14 protein-coding genes are annotated in these 18,854 nt (G+C 71.3%); 5 read left to right on the plus strand and 9 right to left on the minus strand.

The genetic code is table 11. From position 1 onward, the window contains the following. Window positions 1–17 precede the first annotated feature (17 nt). Window positions 18–620 carry a hypothetical protein gene (locus ACFYZB_RS29170; protein ID WP_388763721.1) on the plus strand — a complete coding sequence of 201 codons (603 nt, stop codon included), beginning with the start codon at window positions 18–20 and terminating at the stop codon, window positions 618–620. Here the strand turns inward: ACFYZB_RS29170 and ACFYZB_RS29175 are convergent. Further along, window positions 610–1,599: an aldo/keto reductase gene (locus ACFYZB_RS29175; protein WP_388763723.1), complete on the minus strand. Its 990-nt coding sequence runs from the start codon at window positions 1,597–1,599 to the stop codon at window positions 610–612. The two genes, ACFYZB_RS29170 and ACFYZB_RS29175, sit on opposite strands and share 11 nt — an antisense overlap. A gap of 722 nt (window positions 1,600–2,321) precedes the next feature. Between ACFYZB_RS29175 and ACFYZB_RS29180 the strand changes: the two genes are divergently transcribed. Together ACFYZB_RS29180 and ACFYZB_RS29185 are read left to right on the plus strand one after the other, a co-directional pair. After that, window positions 2,322–3,179: a hypothetical protein gene (locus tag ACFYZB_RS29180; protein WP_388763725.1), complete on the plus strand. Its 858-nt coding sequence runs from the start codon at window positions 2,322–2,324 to the stop codon at window positions 3,177–3,179. A gap of 157 nt (window positions 3,180–3,336) precedes the next feature. Continuing rightward, entirely contained in the window at window positions 3,337–6,711 is a 3,375-nt protein-coding gene (locus tag ACFYZB_RS29185; RefSeq protein ID WP_388763727.1) for a pyruvate carboxylase, read from the plus strand. Window positions 6,712–6,744: 33 nt separating this feature from the next. Here the strand turns inward: ACFYZB_RS29185 and ACFYZB_RS29190 are convergent, their stop codons facing one another. The 6 genes from ACFYZB_RS29190 to ACFYZB_RS29215 all read right to left on the minus strand — a co-directional run bounded on the left by ACFYZB_RS29190 (window position 6,745) and on the right by ACFYZB_RS29215 (window position 13,161). Next, the gene (locus tag ACFYZB_RS29190; RefSeq protein ID WP_388763729.1) at window positions 6,745–7,206 is read right to left on the minus strand and encodes a hypothetical protein; all 462 of its coding nucleotides are present in this window, start codon (window positions 7,204–7,206) and stop codon (window positions 6,745–6,747) included. A 90-nt stretch (window positions 7,207–7,296) separates the two neighbouring features. After that, window positions 7,297–8,073, minus strand: coding sequence for a polysaccharide lyase family 7 protein (locus tag ACFYZB_RS29195; RefSeq protein ID WP_388763731.1), 777 nt, complete (start codon window positions 8,071–8,073; stop codon window positions 7,297–7,299). 129 nt (window positions 8,074–8,202) lie between these two features. Beyond that, entirely contained in the window at window positions 8,203–9,411 is a 1,209-nt protein-coding gene (locus ACFYZB_RS29200; protein ID WP_388763732.1) for a carbohydrate-binding protein, read from the minus strand. Between the two features lie 134 nt (window positions 9,412–9,545). Further along, on the minus strand, window positions 9,546–12,167 hold the full coding sequence (locus ACFYZB_RS29205) for a TIM-barrel domain-containing protein (RefSeq protein WP_388763733.1): 2,622 nt from the start codon (window positions 12,165–12,167) through the stop codon (window positions 9,546–9,548). 264 nt (window positions 12,168–12,431) lie between these two features. Beyond that, window positions 12,432–12,863, minus strand: a complete 432-nt coding sequence (locus ACFYZB_RS29210) for a PaaI family thioesterase (protein WP_388763735.1) — start codon at window positions 12,861–12,863, stop codon at window positions 12,432–12,434. 82 nt (window positions 12,864–12,945) lie between these two features. Next, window positions 12,946–13,161, minus strand: a complete 216-nt coding sequence (locus tag ACFYZB_RS29215) for a hypothetical protein (RefSeq protein WP_388763737.1) — start codon at window positions 13,159–13,161, stop codon at window positions 12,946–12,948. 389 nt (window positions 13,162–13,550) lie between these two features. On the opposite strand from ACFYZB_RS29215, the gene ACFYZB_RS29220 reads away from it, so the two are divergent. Both ACFYZB_RS29220 and ACFYZB_RS29225 read left to right on the plus strand, forming a co-directional pair. Beyond that, a complete protein-coding gene (locus tag ACFYZB_RS29220; RefSeq protein ID WP_388763738.1) occupies window positions 13,551–14,675 on the plus strand; it encodes a GNAT family N-acetyltransferase in 1,125 nt (374 codons plus the stop codon). A gap of 105 nt (window positions 14,676–14,780) precedes the next feature. Beyond that, window positions 14,781–17,423: a WD40/YVTN/BNR-like repeat-containing protein gene (locus ACFYZB_RS29225; protein ID WP_388763740.1), complete on the plus strand. Its 2,643-nt coding sequence runs from the start codon at window positions 14,781–14,783 to the stop codon at window positions 17,421–17,423. Between the two features lie 52 nt (window positions 17,424–17,475). On the opposite strand, the gene ACFYZB_RS29230 is transcribed toward ACFYZB_RS29225, so the two are convergent. Both ACFYZB_RS29230 and ACFYZB_RS29235 read right to left on the minus strand, forming a co-directional pair. Beyond that, complete coding sequence (locus tag ACFYZB_RS29230; RefSeq protein WP_388763742.1) at window positions 17,476–17,784, minus strand: acetyl-CoA synthetase; 309 nt, start codon at window positions 17,782–17,784, stop codon at window positions 17,476–17,478. Between the two features lie 316 nt (window positions 17,785–18,100). Further along, on the minus strand, window positions 18,101–18,853 hold the full coding sequence (locus ACFYZB_RS29235; protein ID WP_388763743.1) for an ABC transporter ATP-binding protein: 753 nt from the start codon (window positions 18,851–18,853) through the stop codon (window positions 18,101–18,103). Between the last annotated feature and the right edge of the window lies 1 nt (window position 18,854).

Genomic DNA, 18,854 nt, shown 5'->3' on the forward strand with positions numbered 1-18,854 from the left:
GAGACCGAGGACCGCGCATGGCCCCGATGCCGCCCGGCACCGCCGCCCGCCCCGCCCGTCTGCGTGCCGCCTGGCGGGAGGCGCACGAACCCGTCGAGGGCGTCTCCCGAAGCGCACGCCGCATCGCCTGCGCCATACCGCTGACCGTGCTGCCGTCGAGCCTGTGGCGGCTGCCGGTCGCCCTCCGTCCCGGCATCGGCCTCGGCGAACGGGCCTACGTCATCGGCCTTTCGGTACTCTGCGAGGTCCTCGCGCTCACCGCGTTCGGTCTGATCGCCCGCTGGGGCGAGGTGTTCCCGGGGTGGGTGCCGTATCTGCGCGGCCGACGCGTCCCGGTGAGCGCGGCGGTGATCCCGGCCGGTCTCGGGGCCACCGCCCTGACCCTGCTGTGGACGGTACTGACCTTCCTCACCGAGATCATGGGCAGGACGATCACGGGCGAACGCCTGCCCGCCGACTTCCCGACCCGAGCGGGCGGTTGGCAGGCCCTGTCCCTCTACGTCTGCTACACGCCCCTGCTCCTGTGGGGGCCGTTACTGGGCTCGCTGACGGTCGCCTATGTCCGACGCCGGAGACGCAGCCCCCGAAAAGGGCGGCATCCCCTTCGGCCTAGCGGTTGACGGCTCGCATCCCCGCCTCGTCGTACCGCTCACCGGCCGCCGCAGGCAGCTCCGCGTCGATGCGGGCCAGGTCCTCCTTGGTGAGCTCGATGCCGGCCGCGGCGGCGTTCTGCTCCAGGTAGCTGCGCCGCTTGGTGCCCGGGATCGGCACCAGGTCCTCGCCCTGGGCCAGCACCCAGGCGATGGCCAGCTGGGCCGGGGTCACGTCCTTCTCTGCGGCGATCTCCTTCACCTTCGCCGCCAGCCGCAGGTTCGCCTCCAGATTGGCGTCCGTGAAGCGCGGGTTGTTGCGCCGGAAGTCGTTCTCGTCCAGCTCGTCCGGCGAGGTGAAGCGGCCCGCGAGGAAGCCGCGCCCGAGCGGGGAGTACGGCACGAAGCCGATGCCGAGCTCACGGCAGGCCGGCAGCACCTCGGCCTCCACGTCCCGCGTCCACAGCGAGTACTCGCTCTGCACGGCGGTGACCGGGTGCACCGCGTGCGCCCGCCGGATGGTCTCCGCGCCCGCCTCGCTCAGCCCGATGTGCCGCACCTTGCCCTCGGCGACCAGCTCGCCCAGCGCGCCGACCGTCTCCTCGATGGGCACGTTCGGGTCGACCCGGTGCTGGTAGTACAGGTCGATGCGGTCGGTGCCCAGCCGCTGCAGCGAGCCGTGGACCGACGCACGGACGTGCTCGGCGGAGCCGTCCTGCCGGCCGATCGTGCTCATGTCGCCCGGTACGGCGTCGTCCATCCGGTAGTTGAACTTGGTTGCGATCACGTACTCGTCGCGGTGCCCCCGGATCGCCTCGCCGACCAGCGACTCGTTGGTCAGCGGGCCGTACACCTGGGCGGTGTCGAGGAAGTTGACCCCCAGTTCCAGGGCCCGCCGGATGGTCGCGATGCCCTCCTCCTGGTCGGCGGAGCCGTAGAAGGCGGACATGCCCATGCATCCGAGGCCGATGGCCGATACCTGGAGGTCCCGCAGACTGCGCTTGCGCATGTGACGTCCCAGCCTTTCCCACGCATTCGAAGGTCGTTCCGTACGGCACACGCATGGCGCACCCGCCGTGCCGTACGTCTGCGACGCTACGAGTTGGAGCGCTCTCCAAGTCAAGCAACGCTCCGGGCCGGGCCAGGAATCCACAGCCGGTACCGCCTGCGCCGGGGTGCGCTGCTCCGGATGGGTGGAAAGGTTCACGACCGCGTCGGACGCCCCCCATGGCGCGTGGGAACGGGCCTACAGGGGAGGACGGATCCGAGGGGGCGAAGGTTGCCTCTCGGGCCCGGATTCCGCCGCTGACGGTCTGTGGGTCTTCCCACACCCCTACGTGTCCGTAAAGGATCTTGACGATCACCTCATGGCTCGCTGAACTGTCACCGATCGGGTCTCACCACCACAGAGACCCACACCGGGGGAGGGACCGGGCGCATGTCGGAACGACAGCGGGAGCACACGCCCCGCTTCGCCGGAATCCAGGACCGCGCCGGACGCCCTATCCCCGTGACCGCACCGACCAGAACCGAAGAAGGCACCGGCGGCTGACCGCGCGGGCGCCGCGACCCGCGCGCAGGGTTGGGCCGACCGGGAGAGATCCGTACATCTACACGATGGCGGCTGAAACGGGTGGATGAGAAAAACACCTCAAAGCCGGAATGCCGGACTGGGGTCAAGGGGGCGATGGACATGACGGGGGAGCCGAAGGCGATGGGCTGCCGTGCCTCATGACGACTGAAGCGCGCATCGAGTGGTGCCGGGCACTGCTCGCGAGGCTGGCCCGGTTCACCGGGCGCACGCTGCGGGGCGAGTGGCACGCCATCGTCGTCGAACCGGTGCGGCGGCTCACCCGGCGCGGACTGTCCGGGCTGCTGCTGGCGTTCGTCGCCGCGTTCGGCGTCATCTTCTTCCACGCCATCGCCCAGCACCCGCTCGGCGCGGTGTGGGTGACACGGCTCGGCGGCGTCAGGGCCGACCTGCCGCTGTGGCTGTCGCTGCTGCGCACCCCCGTGTCGCTGTACGTCCCGGCGCTCGACCTGCCCGTGTGGGCGGGCATCACCCAGCTGTTCCTCGCCTTCGCCTGGGCCGAACTGGCCCTGGGCCGGTCCCGGACGCTGGCGATCTCCTACGCCACCACCCTGGCCGGCACGCTCACCGCCCGCGTGATGATCGCGCTGGGCCCCGGCTGGTGGGGCTTCGGGCTGCCGCACGCGGATGCGGCAGTGCTCGACACCGGTCCGTCCGCGGCCGTGGTCGGCCTGTTCACCTACCTCTCGGTCGTCAAACGCGCGCCCGTGGTGTTCACCCTGACCGGCGGCTCGATGGTGTGGGAGTCCGTCGCCGTGCCCAACCTGGCCGGCCGCGAGCACCTGATCGCGGTGGCCTCGGCGATCGTCCTCGGCCTGCTGCACGGCCGCCGCGCACGGCTGCGGGCCCGTCTGCGGTCCCTGCTGCCCGTCCCGGGCCGCGGGCCCGCGCCCGTGGAGCCACCGGCGAGTCCCGCGCCCGCGCCGTCCCGGCCCGTGCCCGCTCCTGCGACCGCCGAGCGGTCCCAGGACACGGCGATGAGCTCCCTGGAGTGCTGATCCCACCGCGCGTGCGTGTGGCGTCGCCCACCCCGTCGGTGTGATGGTTGTCGCACGTCGGCACACGCGAGCACCCCCTAAGGTGGCCGGGATGTACGGCAAGGCGTGGCTGACACCGTGGTGTTCGTCGCCGGCAGGCAGCTGAAGGGAATCCAGGATGTTCCGCAAGGTGCTGGTCGCCAACCGTGGAGAGATCGCGATCCGCGCGTTCCGGGCGGGCTACGAACTCGGCGCGCGTACCGTCGCCGTGTTCCCGCACGAGGACCGCAACTCGCTGCACCGGCTGAAGGCCGACGAGGCGTACGAGATCGGGCAGCCGGGGCATCCGGTGCGGGCCTACCTCTCGGTCGAGGAGATCGTGGGCGCCGCCCGCCGGGCCGGCGCCGACGCCGTCTACCCGGGTTACGGCTTCCTGTCCGAGAACCCCGAACTGGCCCGCGCCTGCGAGGAGGCGGGCATCACCTTCGTCGGCCCGAGCGCGGCCACCCTGGAGCTGACCGGCAACAAGGCCCGGGCGGTCGCCGCCGCGCGGGCGGCCGGGGTGCCCGTGCTCGGCTCGTCGCAGCCCTCCACCGACGTGGACGAACTGGTGCGCGCGGCCGAGGAGATCGGCTTCCCCGTCTTCGTCAAGGCCGTCGCCGGCGGCGGCGGGCGCGGCATGCGCCGCGTGGAGGAGCCCGCCCAACTGCGTGAGTCCATCGAGGCCGCCTCCCGCGAGGCCGACGCCGCCTTCGGCGACCCGACCGTCTTCCTGGAGAAGGCCGTCGTGGACCCGCGCCACATCGAGGTGCAGATCCTCGCCGACGGCCAGGGCGAGGTCATCCACCTCTACGAGCGCGACTGCTCGCTCCAGCGCCGCCACCAGAAGGTCGTGGAGCTGGCCCCCGCCCCCAACCTCGACCCCGAGGTGCGGGCACGGATCTGCGACGACGCGGTGCGCTTCGCCCGCGAGATCGGCTACCGCAACGCGGGCACCGTCGAGTTCCTCCTCGACCGCGACGGCAACCACGTCTTCATCGAGATGAACCCGCGCATCCAGGTCGAGCACACCGTGACCGAGGAAGTCACGGACGTGGACCTGGTCCAGGCCCAGCTGCGGATCGCCGCCGGCGAGAGTCTCGCCGACCTCGGCCTCGCCCAGGACACGATCACCCTGCGCGGCGCCGCCCTGCAGTGCCGTATCACCACCGAGGACCCCGCCAACGGCTTCCGCCCGGACACCGGCCGGATCAGCGCCTACCGCTCCCCGGGCGGCTCCGGCATCCGTCTGGACGGCGGCACCACCCACGCCGGTACGGAGATCAGCGCCCACTTCGACTCGATGCTGGTCAAACTCACCTGCCGGGGCCGGGACTTCAAGGCCGCCGTCGGCCGCGCCCGGCGTGCCGTGGCCGAGTTCCGCATCCGGGGCGTGGCCACCAACATCCCGTTCCTGCAGGCCGTGCTGGACGACCCGGACTTCCAGGCGGGCCGGGTCACCACGTCCTTCATCGAGCAGCGCCCGCACCTGCTCACGGCCCGCTCCTCCGCGGACCGCGGCACCAAGCTGCTCACCTACCTCGCCGACGTGACGGTCAACAAGCCGCACGGCGAACGCCCCGACCTGCTCGACCCGGTCACCAAGCTGCCGCCGCTGCCGGCCGGTGAACCCCCGGCCGGTTCCCGCCAGTTGCTGGTCGACCTCGGCCCCGAGGGCTTCGCGCGCCGACTGCGCGAGTCGCCGACCATCGGCGTCACCGACACCACCTTCCGCGACGCCCACCAGTCCCTGCTCGCCACCCGCGTGCGCACCAAGGACCTCCTCGCCGTCGCCCCGGTCGTCGCCCGCACCCTGCCGCAGCTGCTCTCCCTGGAGTGCTGGGGCGGCGCCACGTACGACGTCGCGCTGCGCTTCCTCGCCGAGGACCCCTGGGAGCGGCTGGCCGCCCTGCGCGAGGCGGTGCCCAACATCTGCCTGCAGATGCTGCTGCGCGGCCGCAACACCGTCGGCTACACGCCGTACCCCACCGAGGTGACCGACGCCTTCGTGCAGGAGGCCGCCGCCACCGGCATCGACATCTTCCGCATCTTCGACGCCCTCAACGACGTCGGCCAGATGCGTCCCGCCATCGACGCCGTACGCGATACCGGCACCGCGATCGCCGAGGTCGCCCTCTGCTACACCGCCGACCTCAACGACCCGAACGAGCGGCTCTACACCCTCGACTACTACCTGCGTCTGGCCGAGCAGATCGTCGAGGCCGGCGCGCACGTCCTCGCGATCAAGGACATGGCCGGGCTGCTGCGCGCCCCGGCCGCCGCCAAGCTGGTCTCCGCGCTGCGCCGCGAGTTCGATCTGCCCGTGCATCTGCACACGCACGACACGGCCGGCGGCCAGCTCGCCACGTACCTCGCCGCGATCCAGGCGGGCGCGGACGCGGTGGACGGCGCGGTGGCCTCGATGGCCGGTACGACGTCCCAGCCGTCCCTGTCGGCGCTGGTGGCCGCCACCGACCACTCCGACCGACCCACCGGCCTGGACCTCGGGGCCGTCGGTGACCTGGAGCCGTACTGGGAGGGCGTGCGGAAGATCTACGCGCCGTTCGAGGCGGGCCTCGCCTCCCCGACCGGCCGGGTCTACCACCACGAGATCCCCGGCGGCCAGCTGTCCAACCTGCGCACCCAGGCCGTTGCCCTCGGCCTCGGCGACCGCTTCGAGGACATCGAGGCGATGTACGCCGCCGCCGACCGCATCCTCGGCCGCCTGGTCAAGGTCACCCCCTCCTCCAAGGTGGTCGGCGACCTCGCCCTGCACCTGGTCGGCGCCGGGGTCTCCCCGAAGGACTTCGAGGAGACGCCCGACCGGTTCGACATCCCGGACTCGGTGATCGGCTTCCTGCGCGGCGAGCTGGGCACCCCGCCCGGCGGCTGGCCGGAGCCGTTCCGGACCAAGGCGCTGCAGGGCCGGGGCGCTGCCAAGCCGGCGCCCGAGCTGTCCGCCGAGGACCGCGAGGGGCTGGCCAAGGACCGCCGGGCCACCCTCAACCGGCTGCTGTTCCCCGGCCCGACGCGGGAGTTCGACACCCACCGGCAGGCCTTCGGCGACACCAGCGTGCTGGACAGCAAGGCGTTCTTCTACGGGCTGCGTCCCGCCAAGGAGTACGCCGTCGACCTGGAGCCCGGGGTCCGGCTGCTGATCGAGCTGCAGGCGATCGGTGAGGCGGACGAGCGGGGCCTGCGCACGGTGATGTCCACGCTCAACGGCCAGCTGCGGCCCATCCAGGTCCGTGACCGCGCCGCGGCCTCGGACGTGCCGGTGACGGAGAAGGCCGACCGGGCGAACCCCGGCCACGTGGCGGCGCCGTTCGCCGGTGTGGTGACGCTGGCGGTTGCCGAGGGCGACGAGGTCGCCGCCGGTGCCACCGTCGCCACCATCGAGGCGATGAAGATGGAGGCCACCATCACGGCTCCGAAGGCGGGCCGGGTGTCCCGGCTGGCCATCAACCGGATCCAGCAGGTGGAGGGCGGGGACCTGTTGGTCGAGCTCGCCTGAGCCGCCGCCCGCGCCGGGCCGGAGGGGACCGGGTCAGTCCCAGAGCGGGTAGGTCATGACCTGGTTGAAGCCCTTCGGCCGGGCGCCGGTGTAGGTCAGGCTGATCTGCGCGTAGCGCTCGAAGGACGGATGCTTCTTCCACTGCTGCACGCCGGTGAGCCGGATGACCACCGGGTACTGGTGGAAGGTGCCGGCGGCGCAGTACGGGTCGCAGTCGTTGACCCAGTTCACGCCCACGGCCTTCGCCCCGTCCGGACTCCACTGGGACCACTGGAGTCCGGTGAGGCGACTGTTGCCGTCACCGCAGGCCAGGATGAAGTCGGCCGGGCGGACGTTCCGGTGGAAGAAGCAGTCGACCAGCACGGGCCGGGCCCGACCGACCTGGGCACCGGCCCCGGGAGGGGTCGGGGGACTGGCCGATGCCGTCGTCATTGCCGTGGTCAGCAGGGCTCCTGCCGCCAGGGTGACCGCCGTTCCCACCAGTCCTCCACGCATGGCCGCTCCCACGTTGTGCTGTGTTCGACCGTCCACTCGACGCTACGACCCCGCGGCCGATTGCACCAATCTCGCAGGTCGCAGGGCGTGTCATCCGTGTTTGACAGTCAGGCCGTAGAACGCGACCCGGGCGCCGTCGGTGGTGCTGTCCGAGGCGGACTGGTTGTAGGAGCCGGCCTTGAAGTACTGCTTGTACTGCTGGAACGAGGCCGGGATGCCGTAGTGGGTGGTGGTGCCGTTGACGGTCAGGTCGATGGAGTTCCCGCCGGAGACGGCGATGGTGTAGCTCCAGGTCTTTCCGACCGCAACGTGCCCCACGGTGTGCGCGGTCTGTCCGCCGGACGGCGAGTTCTCCGTGCCGAGGACGATGTCACCGTTCGCGTGGTAGTAGAGCTCCAGCAGCGGTTTGGTGGAGGAGCCGCCGCTGCCGAGGTGGATCTGCCCGACGCACACGTTCTTCGTCACGGACACCACGCGCAGGGTCGCGCTCATCCGGTGCGTGCCGGACAGTGACCAGTCGGCGGTGCTGCCGTCGCGGTTCATCTCGCGCAGCTCGGAGCGGGCGTAGTTGGAGTTCGGCGTGGTGACGCCCTTCTCGGGCGCCCAGAAGGTCATCGCCCCGTCGCGCGTGTCGGTGTAGAAGTACGCGTCCTGGTAGCCGTTCGCGCCCTGGAGCCGGGACGACGGGATGGTGGTCGGGTGGCCGGGGGAGCCGACGGGCTCCTGCAGCTCCCAGACCGACAGGTCGAAGTTGCCCCCGGGCGCGACGTGCGGGTCGGCGGCGATCGCGCTGGGGCTGCCGAGGAGGGCCAGGGCGAGGGCGAGGCCCGCGGTGGTGGGCACCGCGAGGAGCCGGGATCGGGTCATGTGGGGGGTCCCCTTCTTCGAAGCGAAGGCCGGGCCGGGCGGATGCGTTCAGCATGATGAACGCTGAACGCATCCTTGGCCGTCGATGACCCGAGAAGCTAAAGGTCTGAACCAGACACGTCAAGAGGTTCAGCAGGCGCCCTCGTCCTGCCACGGCCCCCATTCCGAGGCGCCCGGCACCTCGTTCTGGGTCCACCACTTGGCCTTCCAGTTGTGCTTGCCGTACGAGACCTCGTCCCCGGCCGTGTACACCGACGACGAACTCCAGGCGGTCTTGCAGGAGGTGGGAGTGGGCGTCGGGGTGGGGGTGGGCGTCGGGTTCGGCGGGGTGGCGCCGGCGAACCGCACGGAGTACTTGGCGAAGTCCCAGTCGTTCTGCGCCACGCTGGAGCAAGTACCGGACGTACGGCCGCCGTTGTCCGGCGGGGTGCACTGCCGGTCGCGGTTCAGGGACCAGAACGTGAAGCGGTCCATGTTGTGGCTCGTCGCGTAGTCCAGCACGGTCTGGAAGTCCGCCTGGGTGAAGTACTCGCCTGAGTCGCTGCGGCCGTTCATGCCGGAGAAGCCCTCGTGGGCGTACGCGGTCGCCTGGTCCCAGCCGAAGGTCGACTGCAGGATCGAGTTGAAGTTGGTCAGCGCGCCGGTCTGGCTCGCCGCCCCGTTGAAGCCGCCGTCGAACGGCATGATGGAGAAGTTGTTCGGGGTGAACCCCTGGGACTTGGCCTCCAGCAGCATCTGCTTGCCGAACCAGCCGGTGCCGTCGGCGGTGCCGGCCGTCGTCACCGAGACGTACAGTCCGGGGTTGTTCTGCTGGAGGATCTTGGCCGCGCCGATCTCGTTCTTGATGGCCGCGCTGTTCTCGTACTCCGGCTCCTCCAGGTCGAAGTCGATGGCGTGCAGCCCGTACTTGGTGATGACCTGCTGGTAGGCCGCCGCCGTGGACGCGGCGTCCGCGCAGGCCTGACCGAGCTTGGTGCCGCCGTAGCCGCCGATGGAGACCGAGACGTCACCACCCTTGCTGTGGATGGTGCTGATCATCGACTGCACGGCCGTGTCCGAGGAGACGGGTGCGGTGCCGCCCCAAGTGGGCGAACAGCCGCCGCCGTTGGGGGCGAGGACGAAGGCCAGCTGGAAGGCCTTGAGGCCGGTGGCGTCCATGATGGCGGCCGGGTCCGGCGGGTCGTTGTCCAGCGGCATCAGATAGGGGGCGGCGGCGTACCAGCGGTTGCTCAACGCGGTCGTCGCGCCCGAGGCGTTGCTCGCGACGAGCGCGGTCGTGCCCGCGGCGGCGAGCGTGACGGCCGCTGTCGCGCCCAGGCATGCCCGAAGACGTCTCACTGCGTGCCTCCAGAGGGTGGGGTCACCCGGGACGGGGCCCGGGGTGGGGAGCCCCACCCTCCGGGAGCTGTTGCGGCCACGTCAATAAGTTGGACTAGACCAACTCTCTCTTTGGACTAGACCATACGATTCCTTTACCTCCCGTCGACCAGTCGCACCGTGAAGCCCCGGTCCACTGGCAGGCTCGGTGCGGTGATCGTCGTGACATGGGTGCCGGCGTCGTACGACCAGGCGGCAGCGGGCAGTTGGCGGCCGTCCAGGAGGACCCGTGCGGGGGCCGGGCCGCCGTGCACGGTGAACCGGTACGCGCGGGCGTCCGCCTTGCCGGCGTAGTCGCCCCGGCTCGGGCCCACCGAGACGGTCGTTCCGCCGCTGTCGGAGTGCAGGGACACCCGCTGGGTGGCCGCGGCGCCCCGGGTGAAGCCGCGGGTCACCCCGTCGTCCTCGTACAGCGTGTAGCGACTGGTGCCGTGGGCCGCCGGATACAGGTCCCAGTCCAGCTCGTGCCGGTCCCGGGTCTGCCAACTCGTCGTCCCCTTCGGCCACATCGGCACGATCGCACCCTCGCGCACGAACAGCGGGAGCGTGTCGAGCGGGGCGTGGTAACCGTCGACCGTGGTCGGGCCCTGGTAGGTGCGGCCGGTCCAGTAGTCGGTCCAGGTGCCCTTCGGCAGGTAGATGCCGTCGCGGGTGTCGGAGTCCTGGTAGACCGGGGCCACGAGGAAGTCGGGCCCGGACAGGAACTCGTACTTCGCCTGGTCCGACAGGGTGCCCGGGTCGTCCGGGAACTCCAGCCACAGCGGACGCACCGCCCCGACACCGCTCTTCGCCGCCTCGGCCGACAGCGTGTACATGTACGGCAGCAGCCGCTCCTTCAGCTGCAGGTACTTCTGGTTGACGGAGGTGTACGGCTCACCGTCCAGCCAGGGCTGCTGGTCGGCGGGCTTCTTGGTCGTGAGGTCGGTGGCCCAGCCGTCCATGGTCATGATGGCCGGAAGGAACGCCTTCCACTGCAGGTCGCGGGCGTACATCTTGGCGTCGTGGCGGTAGATGCTGCCCACGTCACCGGTGTTGTAGGCGATACCGGACATGGTCGCCCCGGCGTAGGTCGGGATCTGCCAGCGGATGTAGTCCCAGGACAGCTTCTGGTCGCCGCTCCACAGCACTCCGCAGCGCTGGGCGCCCGCCCAGGACACCGGCAGCCACACGAAACCGCGCGCGTCGCTGTTGTCCTCGATCCCCTTCTTCGCGGCGTCGCACGCGTCCAGCGCGAACTTGTAGCCGTTGCCGACCCAGGCCACGTCCAGCTTGGCCACCCGCTGACCCGCCTTGACCTGGTCGGCGAGCTTGCCGATGCCGTCCTGTGTCCACAGGCCGAGCTGGGCGTGGTGGTCCTGCAGGCCCTGGGCGGTCTGCTCCAGGTTCTCGTACCCGCAGCCGTAGCCGTCGTTGACCAGCATCCAGCCGAGCGGCATCTGGTGCTCGGTGTACCCGTCGGCGATCTTCAGCGCGTCCAGGGTGTGCCGTTCACCGCGGTTGGCGTTGTGCAGGTAGCAGTCGGAGTCGCCGGGTTCGAGGCCGTACACCGGTGGCATGAAGGGCTTGCCCACCAGCGCCGTGTACTTCCCGATGACCTGCTTGGCGTCCCCGAGGAAGTAGTAGGCGTCCAGGCGCCGTTCCTGCTGGCCCGTGGTGACCGGCGAGCCGAAGGTGTACACGCCCGGTGCGAAGGTGTTGCGGAAGACGCCGTAGCCCGCGCTGGAGAGGTAGAACGGCTGGGAGTTGTTGTAGCCGCCCTCGTCCCAGTCGAAGCTGTTGGACACGTACATCGTCTGCCCGCGGTGCGAGAAGCTGCCGTTCTGCTCGCCGCCGCCGAAGAACTGCTCGTCCGCGCCCCGCACCAGGCTCTGCCGCATCCCGCCGGTCGACCAGCGCAGCGGCTTGTCCTCCTGCCAGATCCGGGTGCGATTGTCGGGTCTGTACAGCCCGAAGCGCAGCGGGCTCTTGTAGACGCGCAGCACCGCCTGCGGGGAGCGGATGCCGTAGTAGTCGCCGGCGTCGAAGGACGAGGTGTGCCGCTCCGGGGCGGGCCGCTCGCGCACGATGGCGGTGCCCGCGGGGTCGCTCAGCGAGCCGGACGGATCGGCCTGCAGCCGTAGCTGACCGCCCGCCAGGAAGTCTGCCTGCGCCGTGAGTTGACCGGCCTTGATGGTGTAGGAGCCGTCGTCGCCCGAGAAGGACGTGAGATCGCCGGCGTCCGTGGTGGCGGGCAGGTACGCGGTGCCCGTGAAGGAGTTGTCGTGCACGTCGTAGGGCACGACCACCACGTGGTACGTCCCGGACGCCCGCGGGATCACCGTGGCCTCCGGGTCGGCGGTGCCCGCGCTGGACGCGACCTGCTTGCCGTGGTCGTCGTAGACGTACAGGTCGAAGTCGTCGGAGGGCTTCTCCCACTTGATCGACAGCGGGACGCCGCCCTCGGGGTTGTCGTCCCAGTAGCCGTCCGGCACCGAGACGGACAGGTCGAAGCGGTCGCAGACCTTGTTGTCGGGGTCGGCGGCCGGGTCGGGACAGCTCTCGGTGCCCCCGCCGGTGCCCTTGGCGTAGACCGGGCTCTGCCAGTCGACGCTGCTGTGGGCGGGGTCGAGTACGGCGCCGGAGGCGGTGGCGGCGGCCTGGGCGGGTGCCGGGGCGGCGAGCACGGTTCCCGCCAGGGCGGTCGCCAGCCCCAGCGGTACCCAGGCCGGCCACGGCACACGGTGGCGCAGTCTTCGCGGTCTTTGCACGGCGGAACAGCTCCCCTCGCAGCACTGCGGACTGACTGTTCTTGCTCTGCATGCTCACAAGCGCTCGAAACGAGCTTCAATCGAGCAACTTCAAGCAGGAAGACTCGGGGCTGACGCAGGTTCATGTCAAGAGCGCGAGCCCGGAACCCGGCCGTACACGGCTCCGGAACCCGGCCGGACACGCCGAAGGCCGGCCCCCTCGAACAACGGGGCCGGCCTTCGGGCGCGGGTGGTTCAGCCTGCGCTCCTCCGGAGCACGATCTGGGTCTGCGTGGTCTGGCCGACCAACCGGTCCCGGTCGTCGCGCAGGTCCGTCTGCACCACCACGAGGGTGCCGCCGAGGTGCAGCGGCCGGGCGGTGGCATGGACGTGCCCGGCGGTGACCGCCCGCAGGAAGTTGGTCTTGGACTCCACCGTCGAGGTACCGGTCGCCCCCTCCGGCAGGTTGAGGTGGGCGCACACCGCCCCGACGCTGTCCGCCAGCGCCATCAGGGCGCCACCGTGCAGGGCACCGCCCGCCGTACACACCTGCGGCGACCAGGCCAGGGAGCCGACGGTGCGCTCGGCAGTGGCTTCCTTCAACTCGATGCCCAGGCCGGCTGCGAAGGGCATGGCGGCCAGCAACTCGGTGGGCTCGGGGAGGCTGTGCCGGGGGGTGGTCGACATGGCGTACCGCCTTTCGTGTGGGCCACGGTGATCAGGCAGTGTGCCAGTCGGTCCCCGGACGGCTCCTGCAGCAGGGCGAGTTTCAGGACACCCCCGGCGACACCTCGGCCGCCGTCCGCCGCCTCGGCTCCGTCTGTTCCTCGTCCAGGCTCCAGGCAGGCACCTTGAAATTCGCGAACGGCACGGGTTCCGCTCCGTCCACCAGCCGTACGACGGCCCCGGCGACATCGGCGGGGTCCGCGTCCATCGCCGCGAACCCGCAGATGCGGCAGCGCGGCCGGGTTCCCCCGCTGGACATCCAGCACGTTGACGTCGTACAGGTCCGTCGACTCCGACGTCACATCGGAACCCAGGACTTGGGGGCCACGCCGCAAGGCCGGGGCACCGGCCCCGCTGAGACAGTCGGCCCGGAAGCGCACCGGACTTGTCACGATGTCGGCAGACCCGTGGCGGATCATCCGTCGCCTGAGGCACCCTTGACAGTGTGCGCCCTGTTTCGCGACGTTTGAGCAGTCGCGCGCGGAGGGGATGCGGCGCACATCGGAACCAGTGGCAGGACGCGCCCGGCGCGTCATGGGGGGGAGCGGTCGCCCATGCGATCCATCAGCCGTGATCCATACGCCTCACCGGCCCGTGCCGCCTCGGGCACACCGCTTGCGGAGCCCGCGGAAGGACGGTCGAACTGAGGTGGAGATCACCATCCACAGACCCGGCGAGCTGACGCCCGAGCTGCGCGGGGCCTGGCACCGCGCGATGGACGAGTCGCCCGAGTACTCCAACCCCTTCCTCGCACCGGAGTTCGCGATCGGCGTCGGACGGTACCGGCGCGGGGCGCGGGTGGCGGTGCTGCGCGAGGGCGGGCAACCGGCCGGGTTCTTCCCGTACGAGCGGGGGCCGTTCGGCACCGGACGGGCCATCGGGCTCGGGCTGTCCGACTGCCAGGCCCTCGTGCACCGGCCCGGCGTCACCTGGAACGCGGAGGAACTGCTGCGGGCCTGCGGGCTCAGCATCTTCGAGTTCGACCATCTCGTCCACGAGCAGCGGCCGTTCGCGCCGCACATCACGGGCACCTTCGCCTCCCCGGTGATCGATGTGAAGCCCGGCGACGGCGGCTACCCGGAGTGGCTGCGCGGCACCTACCCGGGCCTGGCCAAGACCACGCTGAAGAAGGAACGACGGCTCGGCCGGGACATCGGCGAGGTGCGGTTCGAGTTCGACGAGCGCGACCCGGAGGTGCTGCGCACCCTCATGCGGTGGAAGTCCGCGCAGTACCGCAGGACCGGCCGTATGGACCGGTTCTCCCGGCCGTGGATCGTCGGCCTGGTCGACCATCTCTTCCGCCTCCGCGAGGAGCACTTCACCGGAGTGCTGTCCGTGCTCTACGCGGGGGAGCGGCCGGTCGCCGCCCACTTCGGCCCCCGGTCGAGTACCGTGCTGGCGGCGTGGTTCACCGCCTACGATCCCGAACTGCACTACTACTCCCCGGGGTTGATGATGCATCTGCGGACCGCCGAGGCGGCGGCGCGGCACGGGGTGACCCTCGTGGACCTCGGGCGCGGCGACAAGGAGTACAAGGACTGGCTCAAGACCCGTGAACTGCGGGTCGCCGAGGGCTTCGCGGCCCGCCCGCACCCGGTGGCGCTCGCTCAGCGGCTGTGGCGCAGGCCGGTGCGGGGGCTGCGGAACACGGTCAACGCCCATCCGCAGCTGCGCGAGCCGGCCGACCGGCTGCTGAGGACGGCCGGCAGGTGGCGCACTCAGGGCGTCGCGGCTGCCCCCGCCGTCCGGAAGAACCGCCTTACGGAGCGGTAGCACTGGCAGGTCCTCGTCAAAATTTCGCCAAATGGCGGAAATTTTGCCGTCGGCGTGATCGGGTCTCCTGCGTCGGCCGTGTCGATGCCTTCCGGGAGGTCCCTGGTGTCCGTACCAACCCGCAGAAGACGGTGGTTCACCCTCTGCGCGCTCACCGCGTCCGCCGCACTGGTCGCGATTCCCCCCTCCGTCGCCTCGGGGCGCTCGGTGAGCCCCTTCGGTGTGCGGGTCACCGGGCAACTCGCCAAGGAGCGCGAGCAGTCGGTGGGTGCCATGTCGCCGCACGTGGCGGCGAACGACGGCGATAACGGGAACGAGGCGGACGAGATCGCCGAGGGCGCGGACCAGTACGCCGAGGCCCGCACCTCGCCGGGTGTCGTCGCGCCGGGCGCGTACGGCGCCGCCTGGCACGACCTCACCAACCTCAGGAGCACCGGCGGCAACTGGCGCAACATCACCGATCTGCCCTACAACTCCGACGACCCGCGCTACCGCGACATCGACTCCAACTCCAGCGGCGGAGGCGGGAACGTCACCGGGCGGATGGCGGCGATCGCCGCCGACGACGACGGTTACGTCTACGCGGGCAGCGCCGGTGGCGGGGTGTGGCGCTCGCGCAGCGGGGGCGGCCACTGGCAGCCGATCAGCGACCGGCTGCCCGCCCAGTCCACCGGTGCCCTCGCCCTCGACGGCGCCGGCCGGCTCTGGCTGGGCACGGGCGAGGCGACCACCAACGCCGACGCCTACCTCGGCAGCGGCGTCTACGTCCTCACGCACCCGCACCACGGCACCTTCTCCGCCCGCAGCCGGGTCGGCGGCGACGAGCTGGAGAGCACCACCATCCACGAGCTGCGCTTCGCCGGCGACACGGTGTGGGCGGCCACCAGCAAGGGAGTGTGGAGCCACTCCACGAGGGAACTGAGCGGCCCCTGGAAGCTGGAGTACGCACCCAACCCCGACTTCCTGCCCGGCGGTTCGAAGGCCGACGACCCGAGCGCGCCGTACAAGAACATCGCCAACGACATCGCCATCGACCCCAAGGACCCCTCCAAGGTGGTCCTGGCCGTCGGCTGGCGCAGCGGCGACGACTACAACGGCTTCTACACCAAGGTGAACGGCGCCTGGACCCGGATCACCAGCGGCCTCGGTGACCTCCCGGCCGACGCCGCCGACGTCGGCAACGTCACCTTCGCAAGCTCCGCCGACGGCTCCCGCTACTACGCCATCGACCAGTCCCCGGAGCAGCTGAACACCAACCCGGACAGCGGCCTGGAGGGCATCTACGTCTCCACGTCCGGCTCGCCGACGGGCCCCTGGACGAAGATCGCCGACTACAAGGGCCTCGCCGCCGACAACTCGGCGCTCACCACGGCCGGTTACATGCCCGGCGTCCAGGCCTGGTACAACCAGTTCCTCGCCGTCGACCCGAGCGACCCGAAGCACCTGTACGCCGGCCTGGAAGAGGTCTACGAGACCAAGGACGGCGGCAGCACCTGGTCCACCGTCGGCCCGTACTGGAACTTCACCTTCCCCTGCTGGAGCATCGACCCCGCCAAGCAGACCGGTGACTGCAACCCGACCACCCACTCCGACCAGCACGGTGTCGCGATCGGCCGCTACCACGGCAAGAGCTTCGTGTACGTCGGCAACGACGGCGGCGTCTACAAGCGGCCGGTGAACGGCGCCCAGGACGCCTCCGGCCACGCCACCGACTGGACGTCCCTCAACGACGGCACCATCGACACCCTCCAGTACTACTCCGTCGGCATCGGCAAGGACCTCGACCACGGCGGCCTGTCCGTCACCGGCGGCCTGCAGGACAACGGCCAGTCGATCCTGCGCGGCGACGACAAGGTGATGGGCTCCAACTTCGGCGGCGACGGCGGCGACACCCTCACCGACCCCGCCAACGGCTGCGACATCGCCCAGGAGTACGTGTACCTCGCCGTCCAGGTCACCCAGAACTGCGCGGTCAACGACGGCAGTTGGATCACGGACGCGAGCAAGGCGACGTCGTACTCCGTCGCCCCGCCCGACAACGCCACCAGCGAGGCCCGCTTCATCGCCCCGCTCGCCGCGGACATGAAGGACGGCAACACCTGGGTCGCCGGCGGCCGGCACATCTGGGTGCAGACCCACGGCTACGCCATCCGCAGCGGCAAGGAGTGGACCAGCGTCCACGACTTCGGCGCGGGCCGGGTCGCGACCGCCGTGGCCGCCTCCGGCGGGAAGATCTACGCCGCCTGGTGCGGCCCCTGCAACAACCAGGGCTTCGCCCGGGGCATCGCCGTCGGCAACGCGGACGGCACCGGCTGGCACGACATCAGCCTGCCCGTCGACGGCACCGTCCCCAACCGCTACCTCAGCGGCTTCGCCGTCGACCCGAACAACGCCGACCACGTCTTCCTCGCCGTCAACGGCTTCTCCCGGCACTGGACCGAGGGCCCCGGCGCCGGCGTCGGCCACGTCTTCGAGTCCACCGACGGCGGCACCACCTGGAAGGACGTCTCGGCCAACCTGCCCGACGTGCCGACAAACTCCGCGCTGGTGACGGCGGACGGCGGCCTCGCCGTCGCCACCGACCTCGGTGTCGTCTACCGCGCGCCGGGCCGCACCACCTGGCAGCGCATCGGCAGCCTGCCGGCCGTCGCCGTGCTCCAGCTCAAGGCGAGCCCCGACGGCGGCACCCTGTACGCCGCCACGCACGGCCGCGGGATCTACACCGTCAAGGTGTGCGACCTCCGCTGACCTGCCGCTGATCAGCGCTGATCAGGAGGGGTGACTCCCGGGCCTTCGGGGGTCACCCCTCCCGCGTGTACGGCACCACGTCCAGGTCGAGCGTGAAGACCGGGCGCGCGGCGCCGGCCACATCCGGTGCCCTGGCCGCCGCGGTGACCTGAGCCGTACCGCCCCGGGTGCCCGCGCAGCGCAGGGTGGCGTGCGCGGTGCCGTCCCCGTCCACCCGCCAGCCGGACGCCACCACGAGCGCCGGCGCCGAACTCAGCACGCCCGTCCACCGCTTGTCGTCCAGGCGCGGGCGCAGGATGAGGGCCACCTCCGTCCCGGGACGCACACACACCCGGCGCCGGACCGGGTCTCCGGGGGCCACGGAGACCTCAGCGTGCCCGGCCGGGCAGGACGCCGGGCGACCGGAGGAGGGCGGAGCCGCCCCGCCGGAGGACGCGGTGCCGCCCGGGGAGGGTGAGCCGCCCGGCGCCCCCGAGCCGCCCGGCGACTGCGACGGCCGTACCGAAGGCGCGGGCCGCGCCGACCCGCTCCCCGGCGCTCCGGTACCCGCTCCCGCCCCGCGACCCGCCGATGCCCCGCACCCCGCCAGAACGACGACCGCGGCGACCGCGCATCCACCGACCCACCACCGCATCCCGAGCCACCTCCCGGCCTCCTGGTACGCCTCCCAGGATGCCTCACCCGCCGCCGCGCACGGCCCGCCCGACCTCCGTGCGCAGCTTCACGAACCCGGGCAGGCTCCGGGTGGTGAGCTGGTCGCGTTCGCCGGGCAGGTCGACCGGCAGGTCTCGGACGACGCGGGAGCCGGGGCCGGGGGAGAGGACGACGACGCGGTCACCGACGTACACGCTCTCGTCGATGTCGTGGGTGACGAACACGATGGTCGTGTCGTTCGTCCGGTGGACCTCCAGCAGCAGGTCCTCCAGGTCCTCCCGGGTGCCCGCGTCCAGCGAGCCGAACGGCTCGTCCATGAGCAGCAGGGAGGGTCGGCAGACCAGGGCGCGGGCGATGGCGACGCGCTGCTGCATCCCGCCGGACAGCTCCCGGGGACGGCGCCGGGCGGCCCCGTGCAGCCCGACCCGTTCGAGGATCGTCTCGGCCTCGGCGCGGCGGGCGGCGCGGGACAGGCCCCGGCGGCGCAGTGGCAGGGCCACGTTGTCGCGGACGGTGAGCCAGGGCAGCAGCGAGCGGCCGTACTCCTGGAAGACGACCGCGAGCCGCTCCGGTACGCCGCTCACCGCTGTCCCGTCGACCGTGACGGTGCCCTCCTGCGCGGGCAGCAGCCCGGCGATGGTGCGCAGCAGCGTGGACTTGCCGCACCCGGAGGGGCCGACCACGCTGAGGAGCTGGCCGTCCGGCACGGTCAGGGTGATGCCGTCCAGGACGCGGGTGTCGCCGAAGTGCCGGCTGACGGAGTCGAGGCGCAGCATC

Origin of the sequence: Streptomyces sp. NPDC001852, assembly GCF_042891825.1 — a bacterium.
Classification (GTDB): domain Bacteria; phylum Actinomycetota; class Actinomycetes; order Streptomycetales; family Streptomycetaceae; genus Streptomyces.

Excerpts from the sequence above, each read along its gene's own strand:
- ACFYZB_RS29170 (WP_388763721.1), top strand. The coding sequence starts at position 18 with ATGGCCCCGATGCCGCCCGGCACCGCCGCCCGCCCCGCCCGTCTGCGT.
- ACFYZB_RS29175 (WP_388763723.1), bottom strand. The coding sequence starts at position 1,599 with ATGCGCAAGCGCAGTCTGCGGGACCTCCAGGTATCGGCCATCGGCCTC.
- ACFYZB_RS29180 (WP_388763725.1), top strand. The coding sequence starts at position 2,322 with ATGACGACTGAAGCGCGCATCGAGTGGTGCCGGGCACTGCTCGCGAGG.
- ACFYZB_RS29185 (WP_388763727.1), top strand. The coding sequence starts at position 3,337 with ATGTTCCGCAAGGTGCTGGTCGCCAACCGTGGAGAGATCGCGATCCGC.
- ACFYZB_RS29190 (WP_388763729.1), bottom strand. The coding sequence starts at position 7,206 with ATGCGTGGAGGACTGGTGGGAACGGCGGTCACCCTGGCGGCAGGAGCC.
- ACFYZB_RS29195 (WP_388763731.1), bottom strand. The coding sequence starts at position 8,073 with ATGACCCGATCCCGGCTCCTCGCGGTGCCCACCACCGCGGGCCTCGCC.
- ACFYZB_RS29210 (WP_388763735.1), bottom strand. The coding sequence starts at position 12,863 with ATGTCGACCACCCCCCGGCACAGCCTCCCCGAGCCCACCGAGTTGCTG.
- ACFYZB_RS29215 (WP_388763737.1), bottom strand. The coding sequence starts at position 13,161 with ATGTCCAGCGGGGGAACCCGGCCGCGCTGCCGCATCTGCGGGTTCGCG.
- ACFYZB_RS29235 (WP_388763743.1), bottom strand. The coding sequence starts at position 18,853 with ATGCTGCGCCTCGACTCCGTCAGCCGGCACTTCGGCGACACCCGCGTC.